Annotated in this window: 28 protein-coding genes and 2 tRNA genes; 17 read left to right on the top strand and 13 right to left on the bottom strand. The window is 54.6% G+C overall.

The window, feature by feature from the left end; all coding sequences use genetic code 11:
* Positions 1-4: 4 nt before the first annotated feature.
* The 8 genes from E3E51_RS07320 (at position 5) to E3E51_RS07285 (ending at position 8,413) form a co-directional block, all read left to right on the top strand.
* Positions 5-1,066 (top strand): hypothetical protein, encoded by a 1,062-nt coding sequence (locus E3E51_RS07320; RefSeq protein WP_167912486.1) that lies wholly within the window; start codon positions 5-7, stop codon positions 1,064-1,066.
* Entirely contained in the window at positions 1,063-2,736 is a 1,674-nt protein-coding gene (locus E3E51_RS07315; protein ID WP_167912485.1) for a PEGA domain-containing protein, read from the top strand. Before E3E51_RS07320 ends, E3E51_RS07315 begins: the two co-directional genes overlap by 4 nt.
* A 139-nt stretch (positions 2,737-2,875) precedes the next feature.
* Positions 2,876-3,817, top strand: coding sequence for a hypothetical protein (locus E3E51_RS07310; RefSeq protein WP_167912484.1), 942 nt, complete (start codon positions 2,876-2,878; stop codon positions 3,815-3,817).
* Entirely contained in the window at positions 3,814-4,827 is a 1,014-nt protein-coding gene (locus tag E3E51_RS07305) for a hypothetical protein (RefSeq protein WP_167912483.1), read from the top strand. Before E3E51_RS07310 ends, E3E51_RS07305 begins: the two co-directional genes overlap by 4 nt.
* Entirely contained in the window at positions 4,824-6,539 is a 1,716-nt protein-coding gene (locus tag E3E51_RS07300) for a PEGA domain-containing protein (RefSeq protein WP_167912482.1), read from the top strand. The genes E3E51_RS07305 and E3E51_RS07300 overlap by 4 nt, the downstream gene beginning before the upstream one ends.
* A 4-nt stretch (positions 6,540-6,543) precedes the next feature.
* Positions 6,544-7,320 carry an ABC-2 transporter permease gene (locus E3E51_RS07295; protein WP_167912481.1) on the top strand — a complete coding sequence of 259 codons (777 nt, stop codon included), beginning with the start codon at positions 6,544-6,546 and terminating at the stop codon, positions 7,318-7,320.
* The gene (locus E3E51_RS07290; RefSeq protein WP_167912480.1) at positions 7,317-7,754 is read left to right on the top strand and encodes a hypothetical protein; all 438 of its coding nucleotides are present in this window, start codon (positions 7,317-7,319) and stop codon (positions 7,752-7,754) included. Before E3E51_RS07295 ends, E3E51_RS07290 begins: the two co-directional genes overlap by 4 nt.
* Positions 7,751-8,413: an ABC transporter ATP-binding protein gene (locus E3E51_RS07285; RefSeq protein WP_167912479.1), complete on the top strand. Its 663-nt coding sequence runs from the start codon at positions 7,751-7,753 to the stop codon at positions 8,411-8,413. The genes E3E51_RS07290 and E3E51_RS07285 overlap by 4 nt, the downstream gene beginning before the upstream one ends.
* On the opposite strand, the gene E3E51_RS07280 is transcribed toward E3E51_RS07285, so the two are convergent.
* Positions 8,388-9,455 carry a P1 family peptidase gene (locus tag E3E51_RS07280; protein WP_167912478.1) on the bottom strand — a complete coding sequence of 356 codons (1,068 nt, stop codon included), beginning with the start codon at positions 9,453-9,455 and terminating at the stop codon, positions 8,388-8,390. The genes E3E51_RS07285 and E3E51_RS07280 overlap by 26 nt on opposite strands.
* Positions 9,456-9,539: 84 nt before the next feature.
* Between E3E51_RS07280 and E3E51_RS07275 the strand changes: the two genes are divergently transcribed.
* From E3E51_RS07275 to E3E51_RS07260, 4 genes are all read left to right on the top strand, one after another.
* The gene (locus tag E3E51_RS07275) at positions 9,540-11,165 is read left to right on the top strand and encodes an iron ABC transporter permease (RefSeq protein WP_167912477.1); all 1,626 of its coding nucleotides are present in this window, start codon (positions 9,540-9,542) and stop codon (positions 11,163-11,165) included.
* Positions 11,159-12,169: an ABC transporter ATP-binding protein gene (locus E3E51_RS07270; RefSeq protein ID WP_167912476.1), complete on the top strand. Its 1,011-nt coding sequence runs from the start codon at positions 11,159-11,161 to the stop codon at positions 12,167-12,169. Before E3E51_RS07275 ends, E3E51_RS07270 begins: the two co-directional genes overlap by 7 nt.
* A gap of 83 nt (positions 12,170-12,252) precedes the next feature.
* A complete protein-coding gene (locus E3E51_RS07265; RefSeq protein WP_346765955.1) occupies positions 12,253-13,161 on the top strand; it encodes a hypothetical protein in 909 nt (302 codons plus the stop codon).
* Between the two features lie 160 nt (positions 13,162-13,321).
* Positions 13,322-14,701 carry an NCS2 family permease gene (locus tag E3E51_RS07260; RefSeq protein ID WP_167912475.1) on the top strand — a complete coding sequence of 460 codons (1,380 nt, stop codon included), beginning with the start codon at positions 13,322-13,324 and terminating at the stop codon, positions 14,699-14,701.
* 40 nt (positions 14,702-14,741) lie between these two features.
* On the opposite strand, the gene E3E51_RS07255 is transcribed toward E3E51_RS07260, so the two are convergent.
* The 3 genes from E3E51_RS07255 to E3E51_RS07245 form a co-directional block, all read right to left on the bottom strand.
* Positions 14,742-15,179: a metal-dependent transcriptional regulator gene (locus E3E51_RS07255; RefSeq protein WP_167912656.1), complete on the bottom strand. Its 438-nt coding sequence runs from the start codon at positions 15,177-15,179 to the stop codon at positions 14,742-14,744.
* 176 nt (positions 15,180-15,355) lie between these two features.
* Positions 15,356-15,433: transfer RNA gene (locus tag E3E51_RS07250), tRNA-Lys, on the bottom strand.
* Positions 15,434-15,634: 201 nt separating this feature from the next.
* Positions 15,635-15,712, bottom strand: a tRNA-Pro gene (locus E3E51_RS07245).
* A 73-nt stretch (positions 15,713-15,785) separates the two neighbouring features.
* Here E3E51_RS07245 and E3E51_RS07240 point away from each other — a divergent pair.
* Positions 15,786-16,844, top strand: a complete 1,059-nt coding sequence (locus E3E51_RS07240; RefSeq protein ID WP_167912655.1) for a glycosyltransferase — start codon at positions 15,786-15,788, stop codon at positions 16,842-16,844.
* Here the strand turns inward: E3E51_RS07240 and E3E51_RS07235 are convergent.
* Positions 16,797-17,258, bottom strand: a complete 462-nt coding sequence (locus E3E51_RS07235) for a hypothetical protein (protein ID WP_167912474.1) — start codon at positions 17,256-17,258, stop codon at positions 16,797-16,799. The two genes, E3E51_RS07240 and E3E51_RS07235, sit on opposite strands and share 48 nt — an antisense overlap.
* 226 nt (positions 17,259-17,484) lie before the next feature.
* Between E3E51_RS07235 and E3E51_RS07230 the strand changes: the two genes are divergently transcribed.
* The 3 genes from E3E51_RS07230 (at position 17,485) to E3E51_RS07220 (ending at position 20,436) form a co-directional block, all read left to right on the top strand.
* Positions 17,485-18,216 (top strand): ATPase domain-containing protein, encoded by a 732-nt coding sequence (locus tag E3E51_RS07230; protein ID WP_346765954.1) that lies wholly within the window; start codon positions 17,485-17,487, stop codon positions 18,214-18,216.
* Positions 18,217-18,228: 12 nt separating this feature from the next.
* Entirely contained in the window at positions 18,229-18,660 is a 432-nt protein-coding gene (locus tag E3E51_RS07225; protein ID WP_167912473.1) for a hypothetical protein, read from the top strand.
* A gap of 87 nt (positions 18,661-18,747) precedes the next feature.
* On the top strand, positions 18,748-20,436 hold the full coding sequence (locus E3E51_RS07220) for a DUF4910 domain-containing protein (RefSeq protein WP_167912472.1): 1,689 nt from the start codon (positions 18,748-18,750) through the stop codon (positions 20,434-20,436).
* On the opposite strand, the gene E3E51_RS07215 is transcribed toward E3E51_RS07220, so the two are convergent.
* Positions 20,433-20,774, bottom strand: a complete 342-nt coding sequence (locus E3E51_RS07215; RefSeq protein ID WP_167912471.1) for a transcriptional regulator — start codon at positions 20,772-20,774, stop codon at positions 20,433-20,435. The genes E3E51_RS07220 and E3E51_RS07215 overlap by 4 nt on opposite strands.
* A gap of 101 nt (positions 20,775-20,875) precedes the next feature.
* Positions 20,876-21,523, bottom strand: a complete 648-nt coding sequence (locus tag E3E51_RS07210) for a metallophosphoesterase (RefSeq protein WP_167912470.1) — start codon at positions 21,521-21,523, stop codon at positions 20,876-20,878.
* 503 nt (positions 21,524-22,026) lie between these two features.
* On the opposite strand from E3E51_RS07210, the gene E3E51_RS07205 reads away from it, so the two are divergent.
* Positions 22,027-22,821 carry a nitrilase gene (locus E3E51_RS07205; RefSeq protein WP_167912469.1) on the top strand — a complete coding sequence of 265 codons (795 nt, stop codon included), beginning with the start codon at positions 22,027-22,029 and terminating at the stop codon, positions 22,819-22,821.
* On the opposite strand, the gene E3E51_RS07200 is transcribed toward E3E51_RS07205, so the two are convergent.
* From E3E51_RS07200 to E3E51_RS07175, 6 genes are read right to left on the bottom strand one after another with little or no spacing between them, the layout of a single operon-like run.
* Positions 22,809-23,015 (bottom strand): hypothetical protein, encoded by a 207-nt coding sequence (locus tag E3E51_RS07200; protein WP_167912468.1) that lies wholly within the window; start codon positions 23,013-23,015, stop codon positions 22,809-22,811. The two genes, E3E51_RS07205 and E3E51_RS07200, sit on opposite strands and share 13 nt — an antisense overlap.
* 30 nt (positions 23,016-23,045) lie before the next feature.
* The gene (locus tag E3E51_RS07195; RefSeq protein ID WP_167912467.1) at positions 23,046-23,789 is read right to left on the bottom strand and encodes an SdpI family protein; all 744 of its coding nucleotides are present in this window, start codon (positions 23,787-23,789) and stop codon (positions 23,046-23,048) included.
* A gap of 40 nt (positions 23,790-23,829) precedes the next feature.
* A complete protein-coding gene (locus E3E51_RS07190) occupies positions 23,830-24,186 on the bottom strand; it encodes a PadR family transcriptional regulator (protein WP_167912466.1) in 357 nt (118 codons plus the stop codon).
* Positions 24,187-24,191: 5 nt separating this feature from the next.
* Positions 24,192-24,896 carry a YhfC family glutamic-type intramembrane protease gene (locus E3E51_RS07185; protein WP_167912465.1) on the bottom strand — a complete coding sequence of 235 codons (705 nt, stop codon included), beginning with the start codon at positions 24,894-24,896 and terminating at the stop codon, positions 24,192-24,194.
* A gap of 2 nt (positions 24,897-24,898) precedes the next feature.
* Positions 24,899-25,237 carry a heavy metal-binding domain-containing protein gene (locus E3E51_RS07180; protein ID WP_167912464.1) on the bottom strand — a complete coding sequence of 113 codons (339 nt, stop codon included), beginning with the start codon at positions 25,235-25,237 and terminating at the stop codon, positions 24,899-24,901.
* 5 nt (positions 25,238-25,242) lie between these two features.
* Complete coding sequence (locus E3E51_RS07175) at positions 25,243-26,076, bottom strand: hypothetical protein (protein WP_167912463.1); 834 nt, start codon at positions 26,074-26,076, stop codon at positions 25,243-25,245.
* Positions 26,077-26,086: the final 10 nt, after the last annotated feature.

Below are 26,086 nucleotides of genomic sequence, written 5' to 3'. Positions count from 1 at the left end.
ACGAATGAAAAGAAGATCCAAAGACCAAAAATGGACCGTGAGAGTCATTAAAACGTCACCCATCCTTTTCATTTTTATTCTTTTCTCCTCCCCGGTTAGTGCCTTCACTCCACCCTCCTGGTTCAAAAACGGGACGTATGTTACATACGTAGTTTACTCTGACAGTGATGCTTTCAATGGAGTTGATGTTCTCACCTCCCTCCTCTCCGAGAGAAACCTGAGGGAGATAGTTGGTAAGCTCAATGAAAGTGACAAGGAGTGTATTGATGTGAGGGAATACTTCGACAGGCCCGAGGGCCTAGTGAGCCTCCTTGTGAGCGGCAAAATGCTCCTTACATTTAATCTGACCAATGTCACCAACTCTTCCGCGGTTGTTAAAGTCACCCTGGAGCTCCACAACACCACAATCCCCTGGTGCAACATCGGTAACGTCACGCTGGAGAAAGAGCTCTTCCTGAATCTCACCGACGGGTACTACTACCTCAACGGCACTAAACTGGGCAGGCCTTCCTTCTTCATCCTCCCCTACAGCCTCCCAGAGAAGGACGAACTCTTTGTAACCACAGACCTGCTCCGAAAACACAGTTTCACCTGCAATGACATTAAAATTGCAAACGTCAGTTTTAAGGGGGAAGAAGTCATCCAGACATTTTCGGATAAGGTTATCCACACGTTTGTAAAAAAGTTTTATCCCCCCCACATTTATGTCAGGTATTCCCAGTTCTACCTTAGTAGCACAAAACACAGAATCTCCCTTACGGGCATTTCCTTCGCAACATATGACCTCGACACGGGTGTTGCCACGTCGCTTGAGCCGATAACCTCTCCGGAACTCCTCGCTTTGGGTATCGTGACTGTCAGAGAGTACAACTACTATTCCGCCAAAATGAACAAAAAGCTGGACTTTTCAAAGGAGTACTGGCCGTACGGGTTCGTTCTTTATAAAACAAACATCCAGTTCCCCAAAGAACAGACTGGCAAAGCCCCGGATACTGTCCTCAAGTACTACCTCCTCCTTGGGCTCGTCATTCTAACCGCATCGCTCTTAAGGAGGTGGAAGAGGTGAGGTTGAAGGGACTGTTCCTGCTTGGAGTCCTCCTGCTCGCGCTGATGGCAATTACCCCTGTGGATGCTAATGAACCAGCCTATGGCATTTTGAGTATACGTGGAGACGTGGATGAGGTCACCGTTCCGGAAATCGGGACGTTTAAAGTCCCTGTCTCTCTCGTCCTCCCCGTCGGAAACTACACCGTTAAAGTGAAGGGAGACGTCGAGCTTGAGGCGAGGGTTTTCGTGAACTCTTCAAGGCTCGTCGAGGTGGAGTTCAGAAAGGGAAACCCGGGCGACCTTGTTAAGGGCAACCTCACAATCCTCGGCGTTAAAGTGACGTACGACCAGTGGAAGAACTACCCAAAGTACAACTCCCCACCAAGCCTCGGCATTAAACGGGGCTACGGGGTAGGGGCAGGTTATGGCACCACGGTTCCATACCCAATGAGTCTCGTGGACGTGGGCAACAGTGTGGCCAAACTCCTCCTGAACAACACAGTGATGCCTTCCCTCTCTTACACCCTGGCAGGGCCCTTTGGTGTTGTTGGCGTTGCACTCAGGAACGCGAGCTTTATAACGCCCCTCTCTGCCGTCAGCGTTGCCTCTGACATACAGTACGCAAAGGGGTACCTGTTCAACATTAGTGCAGCCTCGATGGTGACTCCCTTCACCCTAATCCTGCCCGTGATTCCTCACGATGTGTACAACGTCACCGCCGTGGATTACTACGGGGGTACCCTTATAATAGACCATATTCCAAAGATAGACACTTATAACCTGAGCGTCGGCGTCAACCACACTCTTCTGACGGCGGTTGTCAAACTCAAACCAAGGGAGAAGTACGCAATCAAGTACCACCTGAAAACCGCAAAGAAGCTAATAACAGTTAAAGAAGAACCCGCCGAACTCTACAATCTCAGAATCTCCACAAAACCCGAGAACGCTAGATTTATCATCACGGACGGGATTTTGGTGGTAAATGGCACAAGCCCCGCAACACTGTATCTACCAAAAGGAAACTACAAGGTGACGGCATTCACCAACGGGAGCGGAGCAGTAGAGAACTTTTCGATTCCGGAGACTTCAAAAGTTGAACTCACCCTGAAGCCGTTACCCGCGATGCTAATCCTCAACATTACCCCCAAGAATGCTTCAATAACCATCGACGGCGAGGAGGTCAACAACACGAGTGTGACGCTTTCGCCCGGCGAGCACTGGATTTACGCCTCAGCCAGCGGGTACGTACCAGACAATATCTCCATAGTGCTTTCCCCAAACGAGTCCAAGAACATGAAGGTAGCCCTAAAGCGCCTTCCCTCCCTTAGGATTGAAACTAAACCCGCTGGAGCCCTCGTCAGGATCAAAAACACCACCTGCACGAGCCCATGCAAGCTTACACTAAAGCCCGGAAGCTACACCGTCGAGGTCTCTCTGAAGGGTTACCAGAACGAGACTGCTTTCGTGTACCTAACCGCAGGAGAGAGCAAGAACGTCTCAATAACTCTCAAACCCATTAAAACCCAGAAGACAATGACACATTCAAACCCCGGCACCACCTCACCGGCCACTCCCACCCAAGGAGCAAACTTCTCAACGGACGCTTCCAGCGAACATTCTACCGCCTTAAAGCTCTTCCTCCTTGGTTTGATAATCCTTGGGTTGATCTTCGCACTAAAAAGGAGGTAAACAAATGAAACAAAAGTCCAAGGGCCTGGAATGGAGAGTAAGAATCTTTAAAACATTACCCGCATTTTTCATTTTCCTCCTCCTATCCCCCCAGGCCAGTGCATTCACTCCACCCTCCTGGTTCAAAAACGGAACGTACGTGACGTACGCGATTTTCCCAGGGAAGGAGAGGTACAAGGACATGCCCATACTCATGCCCACTTACATCCCAGCACTACTCCCTGCGAGGGATTGGGAGGTTTTTATGAATGCGCTTGAAAATGGTTCGAAGGACTGCATTGAGTTTAAGAAGGAGATAGAAAGCCCGCGGTACCGTTCAATCTGGGACTGCTTTCACGTTTATGGCCCCGTTTTTGTGACGTTCAACATTACCAATGTTACTAACTCCACCGCCGTAATCCTCGTAACGCTGAAAATGATGAACGTCAGTCCAACAGTTTACTGCACCCTCAAATCTCTAACTTTCCAAGGAAAAATCCTGTTGAACCTCACCGACGGTTATTATTACCTCAACGGCACTAAAATAGGTCGACCTTCATTCTTCATCCTTCCCTACAGCCTCCCTGAGAAGGGTAGTCTGCTCTATAGGGCCTCCCTCCTGAGGAAGTACGATTTCCAGCTCGTAGAGGATTTAACCGTTAAAAACGTAACCTTCAAGGAGGGCAAACTCGTCCACACCTTCGTTAGAACCTTCCATCCGCCCCTCATAGCGGCAAAATCAAGCAGGAAGCCGATACTCTACCAGAAGGCAGGCTACCTGAGCTCCTCCCTTAGAATTGATTCGCTCTACGACTTAGACACAGGGGTAGCGGTTGACATGAGCTTCCCATACCCTGAACTGTACTCCATCGGGATAGTGGAAGGGGATGATTTCAACCCATATTCCGCTGAACTAAACGACAAAATTGACTTCTCAAAGGAGTATTGGCCGTATGAGTTCGTTCTCTATAAAACAAACATCCAGTTCCCCAAGGAACAGACCGGCAAGGCTCCCGATACTGTTCTCAAGTACTACCTCCTCCTTGGTCTTGCAATCCTCGGAATCGTCGGAGTTTTGAAGTTAAGGGAGGTGCGGAAGTGAAAGCCGTTAAAATCATCCCCCTCCTGCTCATCCTCCTCTTATCCCCCCTGGTTAGTGCCCTCACTCCGCCCTCCTGGTTCAAGAACGGGACGTATGTCACATACGTAGTTTTTGCCAGCAATACAAAGAAGGGTGTTAACGATTTATTTTTCTTCACAGAGCTTATGTCGGAAAAGAATAAGAAAGCACTGCTTGAGGGGATAGACAACTCCAGTGATGAGCAGTGCGAGGATGTTAAACGTGTGCTCTTAGAGTCTGGCCATGTTGGTGATCCGGTTGTAACCGACAAGTTGCTCTTGACTTTTAGGATAGTTAATGTCACGAACTCCTCCGCGGTGATTAAAATCACCTTAAAGCTCTATAACACTACAATCCCCTGGTGCAATCTCGGTAACGTTACGTTAACAGGAAAGCTACTTTTGAACTTTACTGACGGCTATTATTATTTTAATGGCACTCAAATTGGCAGGCCTTCATTCTTTATCCTCCCCTACGAACTCCCAGGGAAGAAGACTCTGCTTTTCAGGGCGTCGCTTCTCAAAAAATACGGCTTTATCTCCCATGACCTCCTGGTGGAGAACGTGACGTTTGAAGATAGACGGAAAGCTTTAACCTTCATCAAAACCTTTTATCCCCCTCTCATTGAGGTCAAATCAAACCAGCCACCACTAATCTACTCGCGGAAGGGCTATCTAAGCGCGTCCTTAATAACAAACACCATTTATGACTTAGACACTGGGGTGGCCATTGGCATATGGCCGGCACCTTGGCCGGAACTTTATATCCTTGGAATAATAAACGGGGGGATATCCAACTACTATTCCGCCAAAATGAATAAAAAGCTGGACTTTTCAAAGGAGTACTGGCCGTACGGGTTCGTTCTCTATAAAACAAACATCCAGTTCCCCAAAGAACAGACTGGCAAAGCCCCCGACACGCCCCTTAAGTACTACCTGCTACTCGGGCTCGTCATTCTAACCGCATCGCTCTTAAGGAGGTGGAAGAGGTGAAGTTGAAGGGACTGTTCCTGCTTGGAGTCCTCCTGCTCTCCCTACTGCCCGCCGTCAATGCCAGCAACATCGCATACGGCGTCCTGAGCATAAAGGGAGCGGGAAAAGTCACAATTGATGGGGTGGGCACCTTTACCGCTCCGGTTGCCTTAGTCCTCCCCGCCGGCAACTACACCGTTAGAGTGAAAGGAGACGTTGAGCTCGAGGCGAGAGTCTTCGTGAACCATTCAAAGCTCGTCGAGGTGGAGTTCAGGAAGGGAAACCCGGGGGAGCTCGTTGAGGGCAACCTCACAATCCTCGGCGTTAAAGTGACGTACGACCAGTGGAAGAACTACCCCGTTTACAACTCCACGCCAAGCCTCGGCGTTGGGCGGGGATGCGGAGGCGGCTGGAGCCCCTTTTACTACACAGACAGGCCCTTCCCCATGACCTTAATGGACATCGGGAGCACCGTTGCAAAGCTCCTAATCAACGACACAGTGATGCCCTGCTATCTCAGGGACGGCACGCAGGACATAGACGGGAAGCTTGAGTACGTCTCCCATACGATTGCAGGGCCCTTTGGTGTTGGTGGTGGTGCTGTACTCAAGAACGCGAGCTTTATAACTCCCCTATCCGCCGTCAGCGTTGCCTCTGACATACAGTACGTTAAGGGCTACGTCTTCAATGCCAGTGCGGCCTCGATGACGACCCCGTTTACCGTAATCCTGCCGGTGATTCCCCGCGATGTGTACAACGTCACGGGGACGAGTACGGACGGGGACGTCATAAGAATAGAGCACATTCCAAGGATTGACACCTACAACCTAAGCGTCGGCGTCAACCACACTCTTCTGACGGCAGTTGTCAAACTCAAACCAAAGGAGAGGTACAAAATAAGTTACAATCTCAAGCGCGCCCGTGACCTGGTGCGCGTTACCGAGGAGAAAGTAGAGCTCCACCGAATAACGGTTAGAACGGATCCGGAGGGAGCATCGCTCGTCATCAGCGGCGCCGTCCTCGTCAGGGGCACTTCTCCCGCCACATTCTACCTGCCCACCGGAAACTACACCGCAACGGCATTTCTCAACGGTAGCGGTGCTGTGGAGAGCTTCAGCATCCCGGGGAGGGAAGAGATTAACCTCACGCTTAAGCCCCTCCCCGCGACTCTCACCCTCAACGTCACCCCCGAGAACGCTTCAATAACCATTGACGGCGAGCAGGTCAAGAACACGAGTGTGACGCTTTCGCCTGGTGAGCACCAGATTCTAGTATCGGCCAATGGCTACGTCGCAGAGAACCTCAGCGTACTCCTCACCCCAAACGAGTCCAGAACCTTGAGAGTAATCCTAAAGCCCCTCCCAGTTCTAGTTGTCGACACAAAGCCAGCTGGAGCAAGGATTAGCGTCGGGAACCAGGCCTGCGCCAGTCCCTGCAGGCTAACCCTAACCCCCGGCCACTACGTTGTCACTGCGTCGCTGGAGGGCTACGAGAACACGAGTGCTGGAGTTTACCTAGAAGCCGGGGAGAACGCCAGCGTAACGCTGACCCTTGAAAAAATCAAACAGGAGCGAACGACCAGCAGTGCGCCTGCGATTACTCCAACATCCACAACCTCAAGTGATCGCCCCTCCAGCGCTTCACTGCTGGACACCGGCAAGGGAGTGGAGCTCAAGCTCCTCGTTCTCGTCTTAGTCTTTGGGATTACCCTACTCCTGCTCAGGCGGAGGTGAGCGAATGGGACGCGTCAAAGAACAGCTGAAGTGGGAATTGGAGGATCCCTACGTGGCACTCATATTTGTTTTCAGCTTCATCCTGCTCGCGGTGACGTTCTACACCACTCTCTTCAGCATTAACGCGAACGTGATGCCCATGGGCCTGGAGATGGCCAGGGAGCAGGCGGCCGCGGGGACGGCCATACTTTTCCCTGGACTCTCCGATAAGTCCTCCGCAATCTTCGCCATTACCGGCGTTCTCCTTGCATCCCTTACCATCCGCTACGACAGAGACACGCGGGTTGCAAAGAGCGTCTACTCCCTTCCCGTCAGGAACTACGAGGTTATCCTAGCGAAGTTCATTACGGTCTTCACCGTCCTCTTCCTCTCAGCCTTCAGTGCGGCTTTTGTTGCCTACATCTACGCCTACGGAGACAGCCCCGGCATGATTAAGGAGGGAATGCTCGGTCAGCGTTACCTGCTCATACACCTCATGTACTGGCTTGAAGCATCCCTGTACGTGTCGGCCCTGTCGTCCCTAATAGCTCTCCTGAGCCCCGGCACGTTCGCATCGATCCTGGGAGGGATTACAGTAATGTACATCCCGGAGATTCTTGACTGGGAATTCCTGCCCCCGAGGATTTTGAACGACGGACTCGTAAAGGCGCACGCCGTGTTCTGGGATCCCGGAGAGAAGCTGAGCGTTTTCTTCAACACGACGTTCTACGCCGGCCTGCTGCTCCCGCTGGTCGTTCTATCACTCACGCTCGTTCTGAGCGAATGGAGGGATGTCTCGTGAGGCTCATAAAAGCGTTCCTCCTAGCCCTGCTGCTCTTCACCCTCCTTTCATTTCCGCTCCAGGAAAAGGCCCTCAGGACATCGACCTCCGGCATTGTAAGCCAGGAGAGAGGTTTTGTGCTTCCCTCAGCAGGTGTCCTTCGCGTGACGACCAACGCCGGAAAGGGCGCGAATTACAGCGTTTCATTCTACGACCCAGAGGATAACAGGTTCCTCATCAACGAGACTCCAAAGGGTCAGCTCAACGGGTACTTAAAAATTGAGCACGCCGGTTATTATTTCGCTCAGGTAACGAGTTACTATGCCCCGGTCACCTTAGCGTACAGGATGACTTCAAAGTACCCATCAAAGCGGATTTTGGAGATAAAATACTTTATCGGCGGAACTTCGGCGATACTGCTCGCATTACTGCTTTTTAGGGAGGTGAGAAGATGATCACTGCAGAAAACCTGAGCAAGCGTTTTGGAAAGCTCGTGGCCCTTGACTCGGTCAGTGTAGAGATTGGGAAGGGATTCACCCTTATCCTCGGCCCGAATGGCGGGGGCAAGAGCACTTTCCTGAACCTGTGCGCGGGCCTCTACAGGCCAAGCTCGGGAAGGATTGAGGTTCTCGGCGAGGCTCCGTGGAGCAACGAAAGGGTCAAGTCCAGGCTCGGCGTCTCCTTTGACCCGCCGTCACTCCCAAAGCACAGGGCCGGGCGGGAGTGGCTTGAGTACATTGCAAGGTTCAAGGGAGCCGATGAGAGCGACGTTCTGGAGAGTGCTGAAATGTTCTCGGTTACGGGTTTTCTTGACAGGCGGATTGGCGAGTACTCCGCGGGTATGCTGAAGCGGCTTTCTTTGGCTCAAGCCTTCATCGGAAAACCCGAGTTAGTCCTTTTGGACGAGCCCCTTGCAAACCTCGACTTCAAAGGAATAAAGGAGGTCTCGGAGACGCTCGGAAAGCTCGCGAATGAGGGGTTGAACATCGTGGCAGTATCCCATATATGGCGTCCCCTTATCGGCTTTGCCGATGAGGTAGTGGTCATAGCCGCCGGAAAGGTTGTTCTGAAGGGCGGCCCCCAAGAGGTCATCCCGCAGATTGAGGAGATATGAGGGCCCGCCCACCCATCCCATAATTTTTGAGTATCCCCAAAACCCGCTCAGGGGGCAGTGCGTACCTCACGTGTCCGTTTCCCTCGACGGTTCTGGCCTGCAGGAGCGCGTTGATTACAGCCTCCTCAGTGGCTTCGGCGGCTGCTCTGAAGAGCCGGCTCAGAGCGTTGTCGGGCAGGAAGCTGAGCAGATGGGCCTCCTTATCCAGCGGAACGGTCTGGGCTGTGGAGAAGGCCAGAACCACGTCGCCGCTCCCGTGGTAGGCGTAGCCCCCGGTTCTCGCGAGCCCGACAACCGCCCTCTTCCCCAGCCTTCTCAGCTGCCTCGCTGTCAGGGGAGCGTTCGTGGCAACCACCATCGAGATGCTCCCCCTTCCGGAGGTTCCCCTGCCCGGGTAGTCCTTCAGCTCAAGGCCAACGGGGACCCCTGCTATCGTCAGGTCCTCCCTCCTGCCGAAGTTCGCTAAGACGAGGGAAGCAACCGTATACTCCTCGCCGCCGATTTCAACGACCCTCGACGATGAGCCTATGCCGCCCTTGAACTCGAAGGCGCTCATTCCGGTGCCGGCGCCAACCGAGCCTTCCTCAAAGTCGAGTTTCGCGTTTTTGAGGGCCTCAAAGTAGTGCCCCTCCCCCACGGCGAGCTTCCTTATGTTGTTCAGGTAGGAGTCGTTGCACTCCATCACGAGCGGGGAGACGCTCCTAAGCTCCGGATTCAGCTCGATCATGTGCTTGACCATAGCGTTCGCGACCGTATAGACGCTCAGCGTGTTGGTTAACGCTATGGGTGTCTCAATGTAGCCCAGCTCATCGACCTGGACGAAGCCTATCGGCTTGGAGAAGCCGTTCATGACGAAAGTCGAGGCAAAAAGCCTCTCCCTGTAGGGGTTCTTGACGGGAGGAAGCAGAACGGTAACCCCGGTTCTGATGTCGTCTCCATCGATTATCGTTGAGTGACCGACTTTAACGCCCAAATCCGCTATTGAGTTCCTTTTTCCGTGAGGGTGAAGCCCGATCCTTATTCCCAGCTCGGGAGCCTTCATGGTATCACCGGTGATAAATAGCATGCCGGATTTAACAACCTTGCCCAATCAATACTTATAAACCCCCAAAACCGAGTTTTGCCCATGAGGGTGAAGCCTTCGAAGCTCTTCCTGCTCATCCCTCTGGCCTTCCTCCTCATCTTCTTCTACGTCCCGTTAGTCAGTATTCTAAAAACCGGCCTCTGGGAGAACGGCTTCACCCTCAAACACCTCTCCGCCGTTCTGGCCAACGACTACCACAGGAGGGTCATCCTTTTCACGATAGGGCAGGCGATAGCCTCAACCCTCCTTACCCTGGCACTCGGCCTTCCAGGGGCGTACATATTCGCCAAGTACGACTTTCCGGGGAAGGGCACCATAAAGGCTGTCTTAACAGTCCCGTTCGTCATGCCCAGCGTGATGGTCGCGTTGGGATACATACTCCTCTTCGGAAAGAGCGGCTTCATAACCGGCCTCATCGGCCGCGATCTGGGCATAATCTATTCCTGGAAGGGCATTCTCCTAGCTCACGCCTTCTACAACTTTCCGATAGTTATACGCATGGTCTCGTCGCTGTGGCAGCGCGTGAATCCCCACTACGAGGAGGCCGCGATGGCATTGGGGGCGAGGGGCTGGACGCTCTTCCGCAAGGTTACCCTACCGATGATATCCCCGGCGATTTTTGCCTCGGCGATGCTCACCTTCGTGTTCTGCTTCCTGAGCTTCTCGATCCCCCTCATCATCGGCGGCTACCAGTACGCCACGATAGAGGTGGACATCTTCACCTCGATAATGGTGCTCCTCGACTTCAAGACAGGCTCAGCTTTGGCCATAATCCAGATACTCCTCAGCATGGGCTTCATGTACCTCTACCTGAGGGCGCTCGATGCCTACGCCAAGCGCGAGGAGCAACGCGTGTTTAGAAAGCCCCGCCCCTTCACGAGGCGCGACTGGCTGAGCCTCAAGGGCCTGCTCGTTGGAATATACTCCCTAATCGTCTTTCTCTTCATAGTCTCCCCGCTCCTGGCTGTCCTCTACGACTCCCTGCGCTTCAACGATGCTTGGAGCCTCGAATGGTACAAGAGAATATTCTCGACTGAGTACAACCCGATGTTCGGGGCGACAACGCTTGACGCGGTAAGGAACTCACTCACATTCGGTCTGGCGACGATAGTCCTATCTGTTCTCGTGGCACTTCCCATAGCCTACGCCCTCCACCGGTGGAACTTCAGGGGAAAGAGGCTCTTCGACGTCCTGGTGATGCTCCCGCTGGCGAGTTCGGCCATAACCCTCGGTCTGGGATACATAAGGGTCTTCCACACCACGCCCCTCTACTTCACCGCCTGGATAATCATAGCCGCCCACACCGTCATAGCCTATCCCTTCGTGCTCCGTGCCGTTTCAACGTCCCTGAAGAAGATACAGCCGAACCTCTGGGAGGCGGCGCTGAGCTTGGGAGCCAAGGAGTGGAAGGCCTTCCTGAGGGTGGAGCTTCCGCTGGCGCTCGGTGGGGTCATCGTCGGCGCGATATTCGCCTTCGCCATAAGCATAGCCGAGCTGGGAGCGACCTACATGCTGGCCAAACCGGAGTACACCACGATGACTGTGGCCATATACAAGTTCCTCGGGGCGAGGCAGTTCGGCTCAGCCTCGGCCCTGGCTGTTCTTCTTATGGCCGTCTCAACGCTCAGCTTTCTGATAATCGAGAGGATAGGTGAGGAGGTATGGTGAGGGTAGAACTGAAGGAAGTCCTCAAGGAGTGGGAGGATTTTCGGCTTGAGATAAGCGAGCTGGCAGTTAAGGACGGCGAGTTTCTCACGCTCCTCGGCCCGAGCGGCTGCGGAAAGACGACGACGCTGAGGATGATAGCGGGCTTTGAAAAGCCGGAGAGGGGTGAGATACTCTTCGACGGAAGGCGGGTAAACGATTTACCTCCCTACGAGCGCGGGATAGGCATAGTCTTCCAGGACTACGCGCTGTTTCCCCACATGACGGTCTTCAAGAACATCGCCTTCGGCCTTGAGATGAAGAGGCTTCCAAGGGCGGAGATAGAGAGGAGGGTAAGGTGGGCGCTTGAGCTGGTCGGTCTGGAGGGCCTCGAAAACCGCTATCCGGAGCAGCTGAGCGGCGGCCAGCAGCAAAGGGTTGCCCTCGCGAGGGCTCTGGTCGTCGAGCCGGAGGTTCTTCTCCTGGACGAGCCGCTGAGCAACCTCGACGCCAAGATAAGGGAAAGGCTTAGGGGGGAGATAAAGAGAATCCAGCGCGAACTCGGCATAACGACGATATACGTTACCCACGACCAGGAGGAGGCCATGGCGATAAGCGACAGGATAGCGGTTATGAACGTCGGCCACGTTGAGCAGGTAGGGAAACCGCTGGAGCTCTACTACCGTCCAAAGACCGAGTTCGTGGCGCGCTTTCTGGGTTTGAGCAACATACTGGAGCTTAAAGCCGAGAACGGAAGGGCTTGCCTCGGCAAACTGTGCTTTGACGTCGGAAGGGAGGGAAAAGTGAGGGTATTCTTCAGGCCGGAGAGCGTCTACGTAACACCCGGCGATACCGCTGAAATCATCGACTACGAACTCCTGCCCGGCAGGATAAGGCTAAGGCTCGGGATTGGAGGGGAGGTAATCCTCGCGGAGCGCTTCCTCGACGAGCTGCCCTTCGGCGTTGAGACGATGCCCGAGCGGGTGGACGTCGAGGTGAGGAGCTTCTCGGTGCTCGAAGCGGAATGAGATGTGATTTAACTCAGTGCCATTAAAACTTCCACCATTAGGTATGGAAAGAATTAAATAGGAGAACCCCGAATATAAAGCCGGTGGGAATAGTGAAGAGGGCCCTTGCTGGCGCGCTATTGCTGGTTCTTGCGCTGGCGATCATTGCGGTCCTGGCAGGGGATAGCTCCCCTCCAAGTGCACGGGAGGAAAACTCACCGATGAACCATTCGGACGTTGAATGCTCCCTCAAAGTCAGCTCCAAGGCCCCAAAAAATGCCCTAATCGGCGGGTGGATAGACAACAGAATTACTGAGGTGACCAACGGTTCTGAGATCACACTGAAGGACTGGTTCGTCGTTTACCCCCACATGAACCTCACCTCCCCACCGGAGGGCTGGAACGCCTACCTCATCTACTGGCCGGAGAAGTTCAACCTGACGGTACCCTGCTCCATGGGCGGCTTTACAATGGCCCTGGTAGGAAGGGAAAGCGGGCAATCCTTCTACCAGGCGGTTTTAAGGAACGAAACACCCCCGAAACAGGCGAGGGACTGCTGGGGAGAGGGAAACGGGCGGTGGCTGGAACTGCCGCCGGGAAAGGCCTACTTCGCGGTCCAGTTCATTCCAACGGCCAACGCAACCTGGAAATTTACCGTCCTGACGCCGACCAAGACCTGGACGGACTTCAGGGACTATCACATCTTCTTCGAGACTCCGGTGGAGCTTAAAGCCACCTGCACCTGCCCTATAGAAACGCTGGCCGAGAGGTTTGAGGCTTCCATTAAAGCCCAGGGCTTCGAGGAGAGCGAGCTCTGGACCACACCCAGGGAAAACGACTGCTTCAAGCCCCTCAGCGTCAAGCTATACCGCAGGGGCGACGAATACCTCTACGTGGAGTTCGCCCAGGTGAAGGGTCTGGACCTGGTCAGGGTTCTCATGATACTCGCGGAGGAAAAGGAAGTCGTGAAAGCCTACGCGGAAGGTTTCACCGCGGTGGGTGATGGGGATTGAGGGTCGGCCCACCCAACATTACCTTTTGAAAGCCTCGCCCTCCAGGGGAAAAGGCCAGCCCTTCCCCTGCCCCGCCACGTTTCTTTAACATTTTTATGTCAAAAAATCTTTAAAAAACCAAGTTATTAGGCAGGGATAAGTCAAACCAGGGGTGAAGCTCATGGGATGGTTCGAGAACTACTTCGAGTTTGAGAAGCACGGCGCGGATATGAAGACCGAAATCCTGGCGGGCGTTACCACCTTCATGACGATGGCGTACATCCTCTTCGTGAATCCAGCGATCCTCAGCGATGCCATGGGTAAAGAGGCCTTCAATTCACTCGTGGCGGTTACGGCCTTAGCTGCAGGCTTCGCGACCATTCTGATGGGCCTCTACGCCAAGAAGCCCTTCGCCCTCGCGCCGGGAATGGGACTGAACGCCTACTTCGCATACAGCGTCGTCCTAGGTATGGGCTACGACTGGCGCGTCGCCCTCGCGGCGGTCTTCGTAGAGGGTCTGGTGTTCATAGTCCTCAGCGTTACCAAGGTGAGGAGTGCGATAATCCACGCGATACCCATAAGCCAGAAGTACGCAATCGGAGCCGGTATAGGCCTCTTCCTGACCTTCATAGGCCTCAACGACATCGGCCTGCTCTCCGCCAAGGTCGTCGGGCCTAAGGGCTCCGAACTCGTGATCAACGACCAGATAAACCTCATCGGAACCCTCAAGTTCACCGGACTCAACACAGGAGTCCTGACCAGCAAACCGATACTGCTCTTCTTCTTCGGGCTCTTCCTCACGATGGTTCTCATCGCGCTCCGCGTCAAGGGCTCGCTGCTCATCTCCATCATAGTCACCAGCGTCATTGGCTGGATCACTGGGGCCGCCCCCTGGCCCGAGCACCTGTTCTCAACCCCAGACATCAGCTACACGTTCATGCAGATGGACCTCCAGGGCCTCCTCAACGTCGGTGCGATAGGAGTGATATTCGCGTTCTTCATGGTGGACTTCTTCGACACCCTGGGAACGGTTACTGGCCTGAGCGCCAAGGCAGGATTCCTCACGAAGGACGGAAAGGTTCCAGACGCCGAGAAGATACTCCTAACGGACGCCATAGGCACGACCGTCGGAGCGGTCCTAGGAACCTCAACCGTCACGACCTACATCGAGAGCGCGGCCGGAATAGAGGAGGGCGGAAGAACTGGAATGACTGCGCTCGTCACGGGACTGCTCTTCCTCGGAATAGGCCTGTTCATAGCGCCGCTGGCCCAGGCCATACCAGCCTTCGCAACGGCTCCAGCCCTCGTCATTGTCGGTTACTACATGCTCAGCGCCATCAGGGAGGTGAACTTCGCCGACCACACAGAGGCCATCCCGGCATTTCTCGTGCTCATAACCATACCCTACACCTACTCGATAGCGGACGGAATAGGCATCGGCTTCATCAGCTACACGATACTCAAGCTCTTCAGCGGCAGAAAGGACGAGATACACCCACTGATGTATGCCCTGTCTCTGATATTCGTGGCTTACTTCGCCTACCTCGGCGGAGTCTTCTGACTCCATTTTCTTTTAATCAGAGAACGGCAAAAGTTGAGAGTCATTTGGATTCAGCGTTTTCTGCAAGCTTCTCTTTGATGAACTGCTTGAGAACGTAGGGGCACTGCTCCTGTATGTACTGGGCAAACTCCCTTATTCTCCGCACGGTTATCTCGCTGACGTAGTGCTCGAACTGACATGCGTCGTGCTCGGCTATCTCCGGCGGAATGCCCAGAATGTCAATGAAAAACTGCGTGAGGAGCAGGTGCTTCGAGTAGGTTGCCTCGGCTATATCCCTGCCGGCGTCCGTTAGCAGAATCCTGTCGTACTTCTCGTACTCCACCAGGCCCTTTTCCGAGAGCTTCTTCAGAGCATCCACCACGCTTGGCGGCTTGACGCGCATCATCTTGGCGATGTCCTTGACGCGGATGATCCCCTTATTTTTATGAAGGATGTACATGGTCTCAAGGTACTCCTCTTCCCTCTTGCTTACCTCCAACGACCTCACCTGATTAGGCTACCCAAAAACCTTTAAGTAGCTTTCGCACCACAGGAAACTTTACCTGCTCAAAGTTTCTTAACGTGGGCGCAGCCCTACTTCGGGGGTTTGAGAGTACAGGAAACTTTGCGCTACAAAGTTTCATCAAACTTTTGCAGAGCAAAAGTTTGTATTACTGGCGGGCCGGACGGGATTCGAACCCGCGGCCACGGGGTTAAAAGCCCCGCGCTCTAACCAGGCTGAGCTACCGGCCCACATCCGATGGGATAACTGTGGGGAGATTTTATAAGCTTTGCCCTGCAGCCTTTAAGAAAGGCCGGCGAAAAGAACACCTTCTCATCATGAGGGCAAGAATCAATCGTGCGCACAGTCACTAAAACAAAAACCCACTAACATGACCACTCAAAAAGAATCACAATCTTTTGGTCAAACTTTTGCAGGGCAAAAGTTTGTTGTGGTGGGGCCGCCGAGATTCGAACTCGGGTCCCCGGCTCCCGAAGCCGGAAGGATAGGCCAAGCTACCCCACGGCCCCATGCCCGCTGATAAGGGCAGTCGCAGGACTTATAAAGTTTACGGAACAGTTGATGAAGGTGGAGGGAAGCCCCTTGAGAATCAGCGTGATAGTTCCCACCTACAACGAGAGAGAGAACCTTGAGGAGCTCTTTAATAGGATTCAGGGAGCGCTTGAGGGTCACGATTACGAAATCATCATCGTTGACGACGATTCTCCCGATGGAACCTGGCAGTTTGCCCAGGGGCTGGGTGAAAGGTACCCCGTCAGGGTGATACGCCGCACCGAGGAGAAGGGCCTCTCCTCGGCCGTTATAAGAGGGTTTAGAGAGGCTTCTGGAGATATCTTCGTTGTCATGGACGCCGACCTTCAGCATCCACCGGAGGTTATTCCCAAGCTTCTGAGGGCCATTGAAAACGGCGCCGATATAGCGATAGCGAGCAGGTACGTTCCGGGCGGCGGCGTGAAGAACTGGTACTGGTACCGGAAGCTCATCTCCAGGGGTGCCATAATGATAGGCCGCCTCGCGCTGCCCAGAATAAGGAACGTCAAAGACCCCGTGAGCGGTTTTTTCGCCCTCAGACGGGAGGTCGTTGAAGGTGTAGACCTGAATCCGGTCGGCTTTAAAATCCTTATGGAGATTCTGATCAAGGGCAAATACGGGAAGGTAGCCGAGGTTCCCTTCACCTTCGGTCTCAGGAAAGCCGGGGAGAGCAAGCTTGGTACGAGGACGATGCTCAACTACCTCCGGCACGTTTACAGGCTCATGCGCTGGGAGGGAGAGCTGGACAGGCTCGTTAAATTCACCCTCGTCGGCCTCTCGGGTGTTCTCGTCAACGAGAGCTTTCTCTGGCTCTTCGTCTCCGATTTCGGATGGGATAAGATACTCGCCAACGTTCCGGCGACAGAGCTGGCGATACTGAACAACTTCACCTGGAACGACCTCTGGACGTTCAAGGACATCAGGAGAAAGCCCCTCTGGAGGAGGCTCCTCACGTTTCACATGGCGGCTTTAACCGGGGCCGTTGTTCAGTGGCTCATCTACGCCGGTCTCGTCTACATGGGACTGTACTACCTTATCTCCAACCTGATCGGGATAGTCGTTTCATTCGCCGTGCGCTTCATCGTCAACAGGCACGTGACGTGGGGCTAACGCCCCCGCGGCGACTCCCACAAGTGTCATCAGGTACACGAAGAGCACAAAGATGGTGAACTCCTCCCCGATTCCGGTGGGGAGCCTTTTAGACACCGCCACCGCGATAATGATAAAAAGCGCCAGGATTCCTGGAACTCCCAGAACGACAGTACTGGTGAAGAGTGAAAGCCCGTCCGCGTTCCATCGTCTTCTGAGGAGCCATGTGACCAGTGCCACGGCGACGAGGGGAAGAGCGAGGAAGAGCAGGTCAAAGAAATCGTGGCACCGCAGGCTCCATTCTACGTCCGTGATTCCGAGGCAAACGCGCTTCCTGAAGAACCAGGGGAGGTTGAGGTAGTCCTCCAGAATGAGGAGGCCGGCGGTGAACCACGGGATTATGAACCCAAAGAGCTTGCGCCGCATAGCTTCCACGTTGCGTAATAATCCTGAACACTTATAACTTTTTGGTCATAACATTAATCAGTGCGATTTTATTCCAATTTTGAATGTTAAATCTGTAACGCCCACACAGATGATTTTTTAACTTTTCCTATGCCGTGAAGTTACATAGCGTCCCCCGTTCCTTTCGAACTGTTCATCATTCCCCGATACTGGCGGTCACTTTAACCTTTAAATACCAGGACGCCCTACCCTTTCTGTGGAGGGAGTGGTGATGTACGTGGGAGAACTCCTCAAGAGCCTTGACAGGGTCTCAACCGGCGTTCCAGGGCTTGATGACGTTCTCAGCGGTGGATTCTTGCCCGGCAGGACCTACCTGATTGTAGGCCCCCCCGGTAGCGGAAAGACCACCCTGGGCATCCAGTTTCTCGTGGAGGGAGCAAAGAACGGGGAGAGGGGACTGTTCATATCCCTGTTCAAAAACCCCAATCTGATAACCCAGGAAATGTTAAGATACAACTTTGGACTGCTCGGATACGTTCAATCCAAGCGGATAATTCTTTATGACTTTGGCGAGATTCTCTTTGGGGCAGGGAAGAAGTTCACCTGGGACGAGGTTCTGGATGCCATTCTGGAGATCATAAAGCGGGAGGAGAACATAAGGCGGGTTGTCATAGACTCATTTACATCGCTGGAGTGCTCCGTGGTGGATTCGGAGAATAAGCGGGTGGCCATCGGCAAGTTCATGAGGAAGCTGTACTCCCTTGAGATAACGACCGTCATAATCTCCGAGATGCTGAGCTCGGATAAATACACCGATGAGTACTACCTCACCGACGGTGTCATAGTCCTCCACCACTTCATGCGCAACTACCAGATGATTCGGGCGCTTCAGGTGCTCAAGATGCACGGAGTCCCCCACGACAGCAACCTCAAGAGGATACGGTTCACGGACGAGGGTGTAAGGGTGTACCCGGAGGCGCCGTTTTAGCGGGTGATTCCGATGAAAGCCGACAGGGAGAGAGCGAAAAAGCTCATCAAGGAGGCTTACGAGTTTGGATACTTCATAGGCTACAAGGGACACAGCGACTGGGCCGAATGGGTCAGGAACATGAAGGAAGAGCTGTACACTGAGGCCGAGGGACTGGAAATCTACGACCTCGTCAGGGAGGCGTACGCACGCGGTAAGGCGGAGGGTGCCAAAAAACGTGAGGAGGAGATACATCTAAGCCTCATAGAGAAGGGCAGGGTCACCGAGAAGGCGCCCAGACCGAAGGTCAAGCCGAGGGCAGAGGAGAAGGAGGTTCCGGAGGAAGAGCTGAGGCGCGTTGAGTTCGCCCGGTTTCTCGAAACCACCCGGATTCTCCTTCCCCCCGACATCCTGGACTCTATGCGGCACCTAGACTTTCCAAAGATGCTCCGTCCCCGCGACTGACCTCCTCCCCGCCCCAAAGGGCTGGGCTTTCAAAAGAAAAATGGAATGTCTTAAATATCCATCGGCCAATTACTACTGGGGATAGCCATGAGACGCTTTTTAAACGAAGCCGGGGTTTTCGACCCCTCGAACGTTCTGCACTACATAGCCGAGATAAGCCAGTTCCACAGGATACAGGGTTCAAAGGAGCTCCCTGAGGCCGTTCGCTTCATCCGGGAGGAGCTAAGGATATGTGGAATCAACGCGGAGCTTTACGAGGAGTTCTACGATGGAAAAAGGTGGTTCCTAACGCTTAAGTCCCCCATAGCATGGGACCTGGTGCACGGAAGGGTGGAGGTTCTGGAGAAAACCCTGACTACTTCCCAGAGCCCCCTCGTCGTCATGGCCCACTCGCCGAGCGGAAATGCCGAGGGTGAGGTCGTGCACATAGCCAGCGAGAAGGACTGGGAGAACGCCGAGGGGAAGATAGTCCTGGTAGGAAAGGAATGGCGCGACGCCTACAGAAAGGCCAATGAGACCGGTGCCCTGGGCTTCATCGCCTACCGCGAGGGAACCGGAGATGCGATTCCATACATCGGCCTTTTCCTCTCCGAGGATGACCTGGAATGGGCAAAGATTCCCGCCGTTGCCGTTCCCGAAAGCCTGGCAAAGGGCATCGTTGGAAAGCTGAACTCCGGCGAGAGGGTTGAGGCGAGGATTGAAGTTGAGACCCAGATAAACGAGCGTCAGGTTCTGCCGATCCTCTACGCGGAGATAGGAAGGGAGCCGTTCCTTCTCTTCACCGCCCACATCTGCCATCCCAGGCCCGGTGCCAACGACAACGCCTCCGGAAGCGCCATGCTGATGGAGCTCGCGAGGGTTCTGGGAAGGCTCTACGACGAGTCCTTCCGCTTCGGCTTCGCCTTCCTGTGGATTCCCGAGTACTACGGAACCCAGGCCTTCGTGGAGAACTACGCGGGGCTGGACAGGTACTACGCCGTCATAAACCTCGACATGGTGGCCGGAAGCGAGGACAGGGCCGGCTCAACGATAATGCTCGTAAGGACTCCCCTGTCAAGGTTCTCGGTGGTTTCCGGCCTTCTGGAGTACTTCCTCGGGCTGGCCAATCGGGAAGGAAAGAGCTTCTCGGGAAGTCCAATACCCCGTTTAAAGCTCAAGAGCTACCCCTACGAGATGGGCAGCGACCACGACGTCTTCAACTTCTTTGGGGTTCCGTCGGTGATGCCGATAACCTGGCCGGACAGGTTCTACCACTCCAGTGAAGACACCGTTGAGAAGGTGAGCAAAACCACCGTGGAGGTTATAGGCAGGGCCGTTCTGGCAACCGCGCTGGCGCTCGCCAAGGCCGAAACCGAGGAACTCCAGCGCTTTGCGCGCGGCTACGCCATGAAGTACCTCGGTGAGCTCTCCCTTGAGAGGGACACCGAACACGCGGAGAAGCTCGTCATGATGGGTCTGGCCAGGGACTCGCACTTCCTAGGCATCGAGAGCGGCCATCCCTTCGAGAGGAGGCCCTGGATGCGGTGGGTTAGAAAAGGTCAGATATCGGGTGCGCTCATAAGGAGCATCGACGAAAAAGCCTACGAGGAGTTCAGGGAGCTGACGAAGGACAGGAGAACGCTGGTGCACCTCCACGAGCTTCTCATGCTCGGCGAGCTCCTTCCGAGGGACGATGCGATGCGCGCGCTGAAGGAGGAGTTCGGGGAGGTCGAAGAAGAGAAGCTGGAGAAGCTCCTAACCCTGCTGGAGAGGCTTGGGGTTATAGAGCGGCTCTAGTTCCTCTGTTTGGAGGAGTTCTTGAGTTCCTTTTCGATTTCGTTTATCCTCTTTATCAGGTTCTCCTTCAGGTGCTCCAGAACCTCACTCGGCGAGACGGCGGTGTAGACGTAGCCCAGCCATCCCTGTTCGATGAGCCTTCTCCTGAGTATGCCCTTGCGGTACAGGCTCAGGACGTGCTCCCTCACCGAGCGCTCGCTTATGCCAAGTTCTCTCTGTATCTCCGTTATCCTCATGGGTTCCCTCTTTTCAAGGAGGAGGCGGTATATCCTCAGCTCCGTCTTCTTAACCCCAAGCGAACGCAGCAGCGCCTCAAGTCTCTCGTAGACGTCGCTCATCTCCGGGTCACCTGATATACTTTTATCCCACCTATGAAGTATTACCTTCATACCTTAATAAACTTTCCCCGCCGGCGGGACAAAACGGCGGTTCATTGTTCCTAGAGCGGAACACGCCCCAGGTAGATGCCCTCGGGGAGGAATGCTTCCCCCTCCTTGGAATTCTTCAAAAAAGGCACCATCTTTATCCCCTGCCGCACATCGAAGCCCTCAATGAAGGGGTTGACCGTTGGGAGGATTAGAAACTCGCCCACTCTGAAGAAGACCTTCGTTTTCCTGGAGGTACCCCCGCTCCTGAACGTGTACGCGGGATGTATGTGGCCCAGATAGGCCTCCGAAAACTCCACCCCTGGGAGGTTCGTGTGCCCGTGGAGGAACAGAAGGTCTCCGATGAGGGCATGCTCGACGACCTCAACGTCGGGAAACCTCTCGGCCACCTCCTCTATCCTGCCGTCGTGGTTCCCCTTGGTTATCAGCGTGGGTATCCCCTGGAGGTCGGAGAAGAAGCCCATAAGGAGGCGCCTAACCGTGAAGCTCATACCTATCGGCTCCTTAAGGTCGCCGAGCAGAATCAGCAGGTCGGGGTCTTTTTCGGCTATGAACTCCGCGAGGCTCTCCTCGAAGTGGGTTCGTATCCTCAGCCCCCTGGACAGTTCGAAGCCGATGTGGGGGTCGGCTATCAGGAGAGTTCTTCCCCTGTGAGTTTCAATCTCCAGTGAGAGCCGTTCAAAGGATTCAAAAGAGTACATGGAACCACCGGGCAAAAGGATAAGAAGAGGGCATCAGATGAGTCCGCGCTCCTTCCTGCGCTGCCTCTTCAAGCGCCTGATCCTCTTCTTGATCCACTTCCACCTCATCCTTCCCTTCTTCTTCCACTTCCTCGGGCGCCTCTTCATGATCATCACCCCTGACTTTCTCTCCAGCCATAGCTCCAGCGGTTCCTTTTTAAGCTTTTCCATGGAGGAGGGCCGGCTACCTTCGAACCGTCGAAAAGCTGCCTGGCTGCCCCAACTGCCCCAAAAAGCCGTGTGAGAGCAGGTTCCGAGTTTCCAAACTTTCCACGCCTCCCAGCTCTTCTTGCTGCCATTCAGTAAATATATGGGGTTCTTACTACAAATGCGTTGTTGTTCCTATCGCAATAGGATTTACAGAACAATAGTGGGTCTATTTTTCCGTACCTTTTGACATTAGGCCTGAAAAGACCTTCCGCTAACCTTATCTATCCCGCGGGCAATGTTAGGGCGGTGGTAGCATGAAGGTCGCCTACGTTCAGATGGAACCGGTCCTTCTTGAGCCGGAGGTGAACTATTCCAAGGCCGAGGAGCTGATCCGTGCGGCGGTCGATGAGGGTGCCCAGCTCGTCGTTCTGCCCGAGCTTTTTGATACCGGCTACAACTTCGAGAGCCGGGAGGAGGTTGACGGGGTTGCGGGTCAGATTCCCGATGGGCCAACGACGCAGTTTCTGATGGAGCTTTCGATGGAGTTGGGGGTGTTCATAGTCGCCGGAACCGCCGAAAAGGACGAAAGGGGAAGACTCTACAACTCGGCTGTGATGACCGGGCCGATAGGGAGCGGCTACATCGGAAAGTACCGCAAGGTTCATCTCTTCTATCGCGAGAAGCTCTTCTTTGAGCCGGGCAACCTTGGTTTTCATGTCTTCAACATCGGCATTGCGAAGGTCGGGGTGATGATATGCTTCGACTGGTTCTTCCCCGAGAGCGCGAGAACTTTAGCTTTGAAGGGTGCCGAGATAATCGCCCATCCGAGCAATCTCGTCATGCCCTACGCCCCGAGGGCCATGCCGATTAGGGCACTGGAGAACCGCATTTACACGATAACCGCCAACAGAATCGGTGAAGAGAGGGGTCTCAGGTTCATAGGCAAGAGCACGATAGCCTCGCCGAAGGCCGAGGTCTTGGCAATGGGGAGCGAGAGTAAAGAGGAGGTTGCAGTCGTCGAGGTGGACCTCCAGCTGGTAAGGAACAAAAAGTTAAACGAGCTCAACGACGTCTTCAAGGACAGGAGACCGCAGTACTACGTTTTATAGGGTCTGCGAGGGTAGACGATGTTCCCGACGTTCACGACGCCGTGCTCGCCTTTTCTTATTATCCCCGCCTCCCCGAAGAGGACCTTTCCAACGCCTGCCAATTCTGCCAAGAAGGAGCGCAGTCCCATGAATCTGTTCGGAGCAACCTCGCTCTTCGGATCCATGAAGGTTCTCAGGTAGCGAGCCCCCTCCATCCTCCTCCGGTCGGTTGATATGCGACCCTTTTAATAGTAACCCTCCTCGTAGGCGCTCGTCAAAGCTGTGAAGGCCGCGTAGAATACCGCACCGAGGGAGATGAGGAGCATGAGGATTACAAGGAGCGGGCTCGCCTTGGGATTTAAGGCCGCAACCGCCAGCTGAAGCACTACCATCGCCGAAACCGCCGCCATCGCCCTCGCGAAGCCGAGCGCCATCTTTCCATTGAACTTGGGGGCGAGCTGGAAGACGAGGGGCCGGGAAACGAAGACTGTAAGCGCGAGGAGGAAGAGCTGGAGGATTGCGATTAGTACGACCCCCGGGTCCCTCGGGAGTTTTCCAGCGAGAAGGAGCACGAAGGAAAGGCCGGCGAAGAATGCTTGGAGGGTGATGTACTTTCCGACCCTTGGAGGTTCTATCCTCCTCCCCGGTTTCTCCGGCGCCTCCTTTGAGAGCTCCTCAAGCTCGTACTCGCGCTTTGCCGTGAGGTATGCGAGCAGAAGGGTTCCGCCGAGGCCGGCGATTATGACGGCGAAGGGCCAGGGCATCGGGAGGAAAGGCGAGAGGAGGACGAGCGCTATCCCCGTCAAAATCGTTCCGATTCCTGAAACGCGGTTGGCTTTTCTCCGCGCCCGCTCCGAGAGGTAGGTGTACCCTATCCTGAAGCCTATCCCGGGCTCGCCCTTGGAGGTGAACGTCAGGATTCCGGCGATTATGAGAAAAAGGCCGAGGAACAGTCCATATAGGATTCTTAGGAGCCCATACCCGTTCATCCTCCCTCACCGTGAGACGATGGCTCCGACCCTTTCCCCTTCACTCCCCCTCAAGCTTCTCAAGGATTTCCCTTATGGCCAGTATATCCTTCTTCATGTCCTCCAGAACGTTCTTTCCGAGCTTCGTCAGGGAGTAGTACTTCCTCGGCCTCCCCCCAACCTCCGCCCAGGCGTCCTGGATGAGGCCCAGCTTCTTCAGGCTCTTAAGGATGTCGTAAAGTGCCCCCTCGCTCGGCACGATTCGACCGTCGCTCAATTCCTCAAGCCTTTTCCGTATCGCGTAGCCGTGGAGTTCTTCCTCCTTCTCCAGGAGCAGGAGGACTAGGTACGAGTACAGCCCCGAACGGAGGTCCTTTCTCAGCTTTTTGAGAGCCCTCTCCTTCCTGTCCATCAGCACGTCGTTCACCACAGGGCGGCCTCTTCCTCCGGGAGTTCGAGTTTCGCCTTTGGAATCGTGTGGTACAACAGACCCAGTGCGACGAGGGCGGTTATAAACTCTACCGCGTACATTACCGGCGTGCTTTTCGTGAGCTGGTAGTACGCCGCCATCGAATCGATGACCGTGTGGATTCCTATCATCGCCAGGAGGCCCGTCCTTCCGTAGCCCTCCCTGTAGGCATACGCGAGGTATATTCCCGTCCCCACATGGAAGAGGACGACGAAGTAGCGCTCCACCATCGAGGCGAGCGCCGCGCTTAGCGGGACGTCGAGGGGCTCTCCCGTCGCCAGCGCACCCGCGAGAGCAGCTCCGGCTATAACGAAGACCTCCGTTATTCCGAAGCCCAGACCGAGGAAAAGTCCTGTGTTCAGGCTTTTTCCCTTTACCAGAAGGTACTTCGCTCCTTCCTGTGCTATTCCAGCGATGAGACCGAGCCATATCGAAACACCCACGGTGAACGCGGTTCCCCTTGCTATGATGTCCGCGTTGGACTTTATCCCCACCCCGAGGAGCGGGAGCTGCTGGACGGGGTTCTGGATGATGATCGCTATGAAGAACGCCGCCAAACCGAGAACAAACTCCCCCCACCTCTGCTTATCAAAGCCAAGGGAGTAAATCGTTGCCCACGCCAGCAGCCCGCCGAGTATGGGGAAAGGAAGGAGGTACATGCTCACTCCTCCTCGACTTTCTCAACGACCACCGCCGTGCCGTAGGCGTATATCTCGGCCATACCCGAGGCCACCGCTGAGGTCATGAAGCGGACTCCCACGACGGCATTGGCACCCATGTCCTCTGCGTGGAGCACCATCCTCCTCAGTGCCTCCTCCCTAGCCTCCGCGAGCATCTGGGTGTACTCCTGAACTTCGCCTCCCTTGAGATTCTTGAAGAAGGCCATTATATCCCTCCCGACGTGGGTGGCCCTGACTATGCCGCCCCTCGCGAGGCCTTTGACCTCGATCACCCGGTAGCCCGGAATCTTCTCGGTGGTCGTTATGATAAAATCACTCATGCCCCTCACCTCGATGCATCGAACTTCGAGGTATAATTGACGTCCAGAGTATTTAAGGCTTTCTCCCAGTCCGAGAACTTTGAGGTAATGTCAATGAAAAACAGGACGGTGGCTATGCTCAGCGTTAGGGATACTGGAGCCACCAGAAACAGACCAACCGTGAGGCCAAACACCCCTGCATTCGTCGCGATGAACGTCAGCGGGACTGAAATCATTGCCCCAATGGCGAGGTACTTGAGGGCGTAGTCCAGATATTCGCCACCCCTTCTCGCTAGGTTCAGGCTTTCCACCAGAGCATCACGAAACCTGAGCCCGAGGATTGAGATTAGAAACGGTGTTCCATAGACGGCGTAGAGGAATACGAGGAGCGCCAGGAAGGCCAGGAGAAACATGGACGGTACGGTTATGAGTGAGAGGACTAGGATAGTCACGGCGGCGTACATCATCAGGTTGAACTGGAGGAACTCAAGAAAGTCCCGCTCCGCGTTTTTGAGGAATCGGCCCTCCCGCATAAGAACCTCGTCCCTAATGCTTCCGACGTAGCCGGCTTGGAGATAGCTTCCGAAGAGAACGAGGAGCGCCGTGAACAGGATGCCCTCTGGTGAAAACGTTGTACCAGGTGCTCCCGCGGGCAGGGATACAAAGCTCCAGAGGGTCGGCAAGGGTTCCGGAAGTGGAAAGCGAATTCCAAAATGAAAACCTCCCAAGTGCAGGGTTCTGATGACTTTGTCGTAGTCCATCAGACTCATCACGAGCGGCACCGGCAGGAGCCATTTGGTCTCTTCGAACTTTCCCCATGCCTCCCCAAGGAGTCCAAGAAACTCTACCACGTTGTTCACCATTCCAGGT

The organism is Thermococcus sp. 21S7 (genome assembly GCF_012027615.1).
Taxonomy (GTDB): domain Archaea; phylum Methanobacteriota_B; class Thermococci; order Thermococcales; family Thermococcaceae; genus Thermococcus.
Note: the sequence above shows the minus strand (reverse complement) of the source record. Positions and strands in the feature narration are given on the sequence as shown.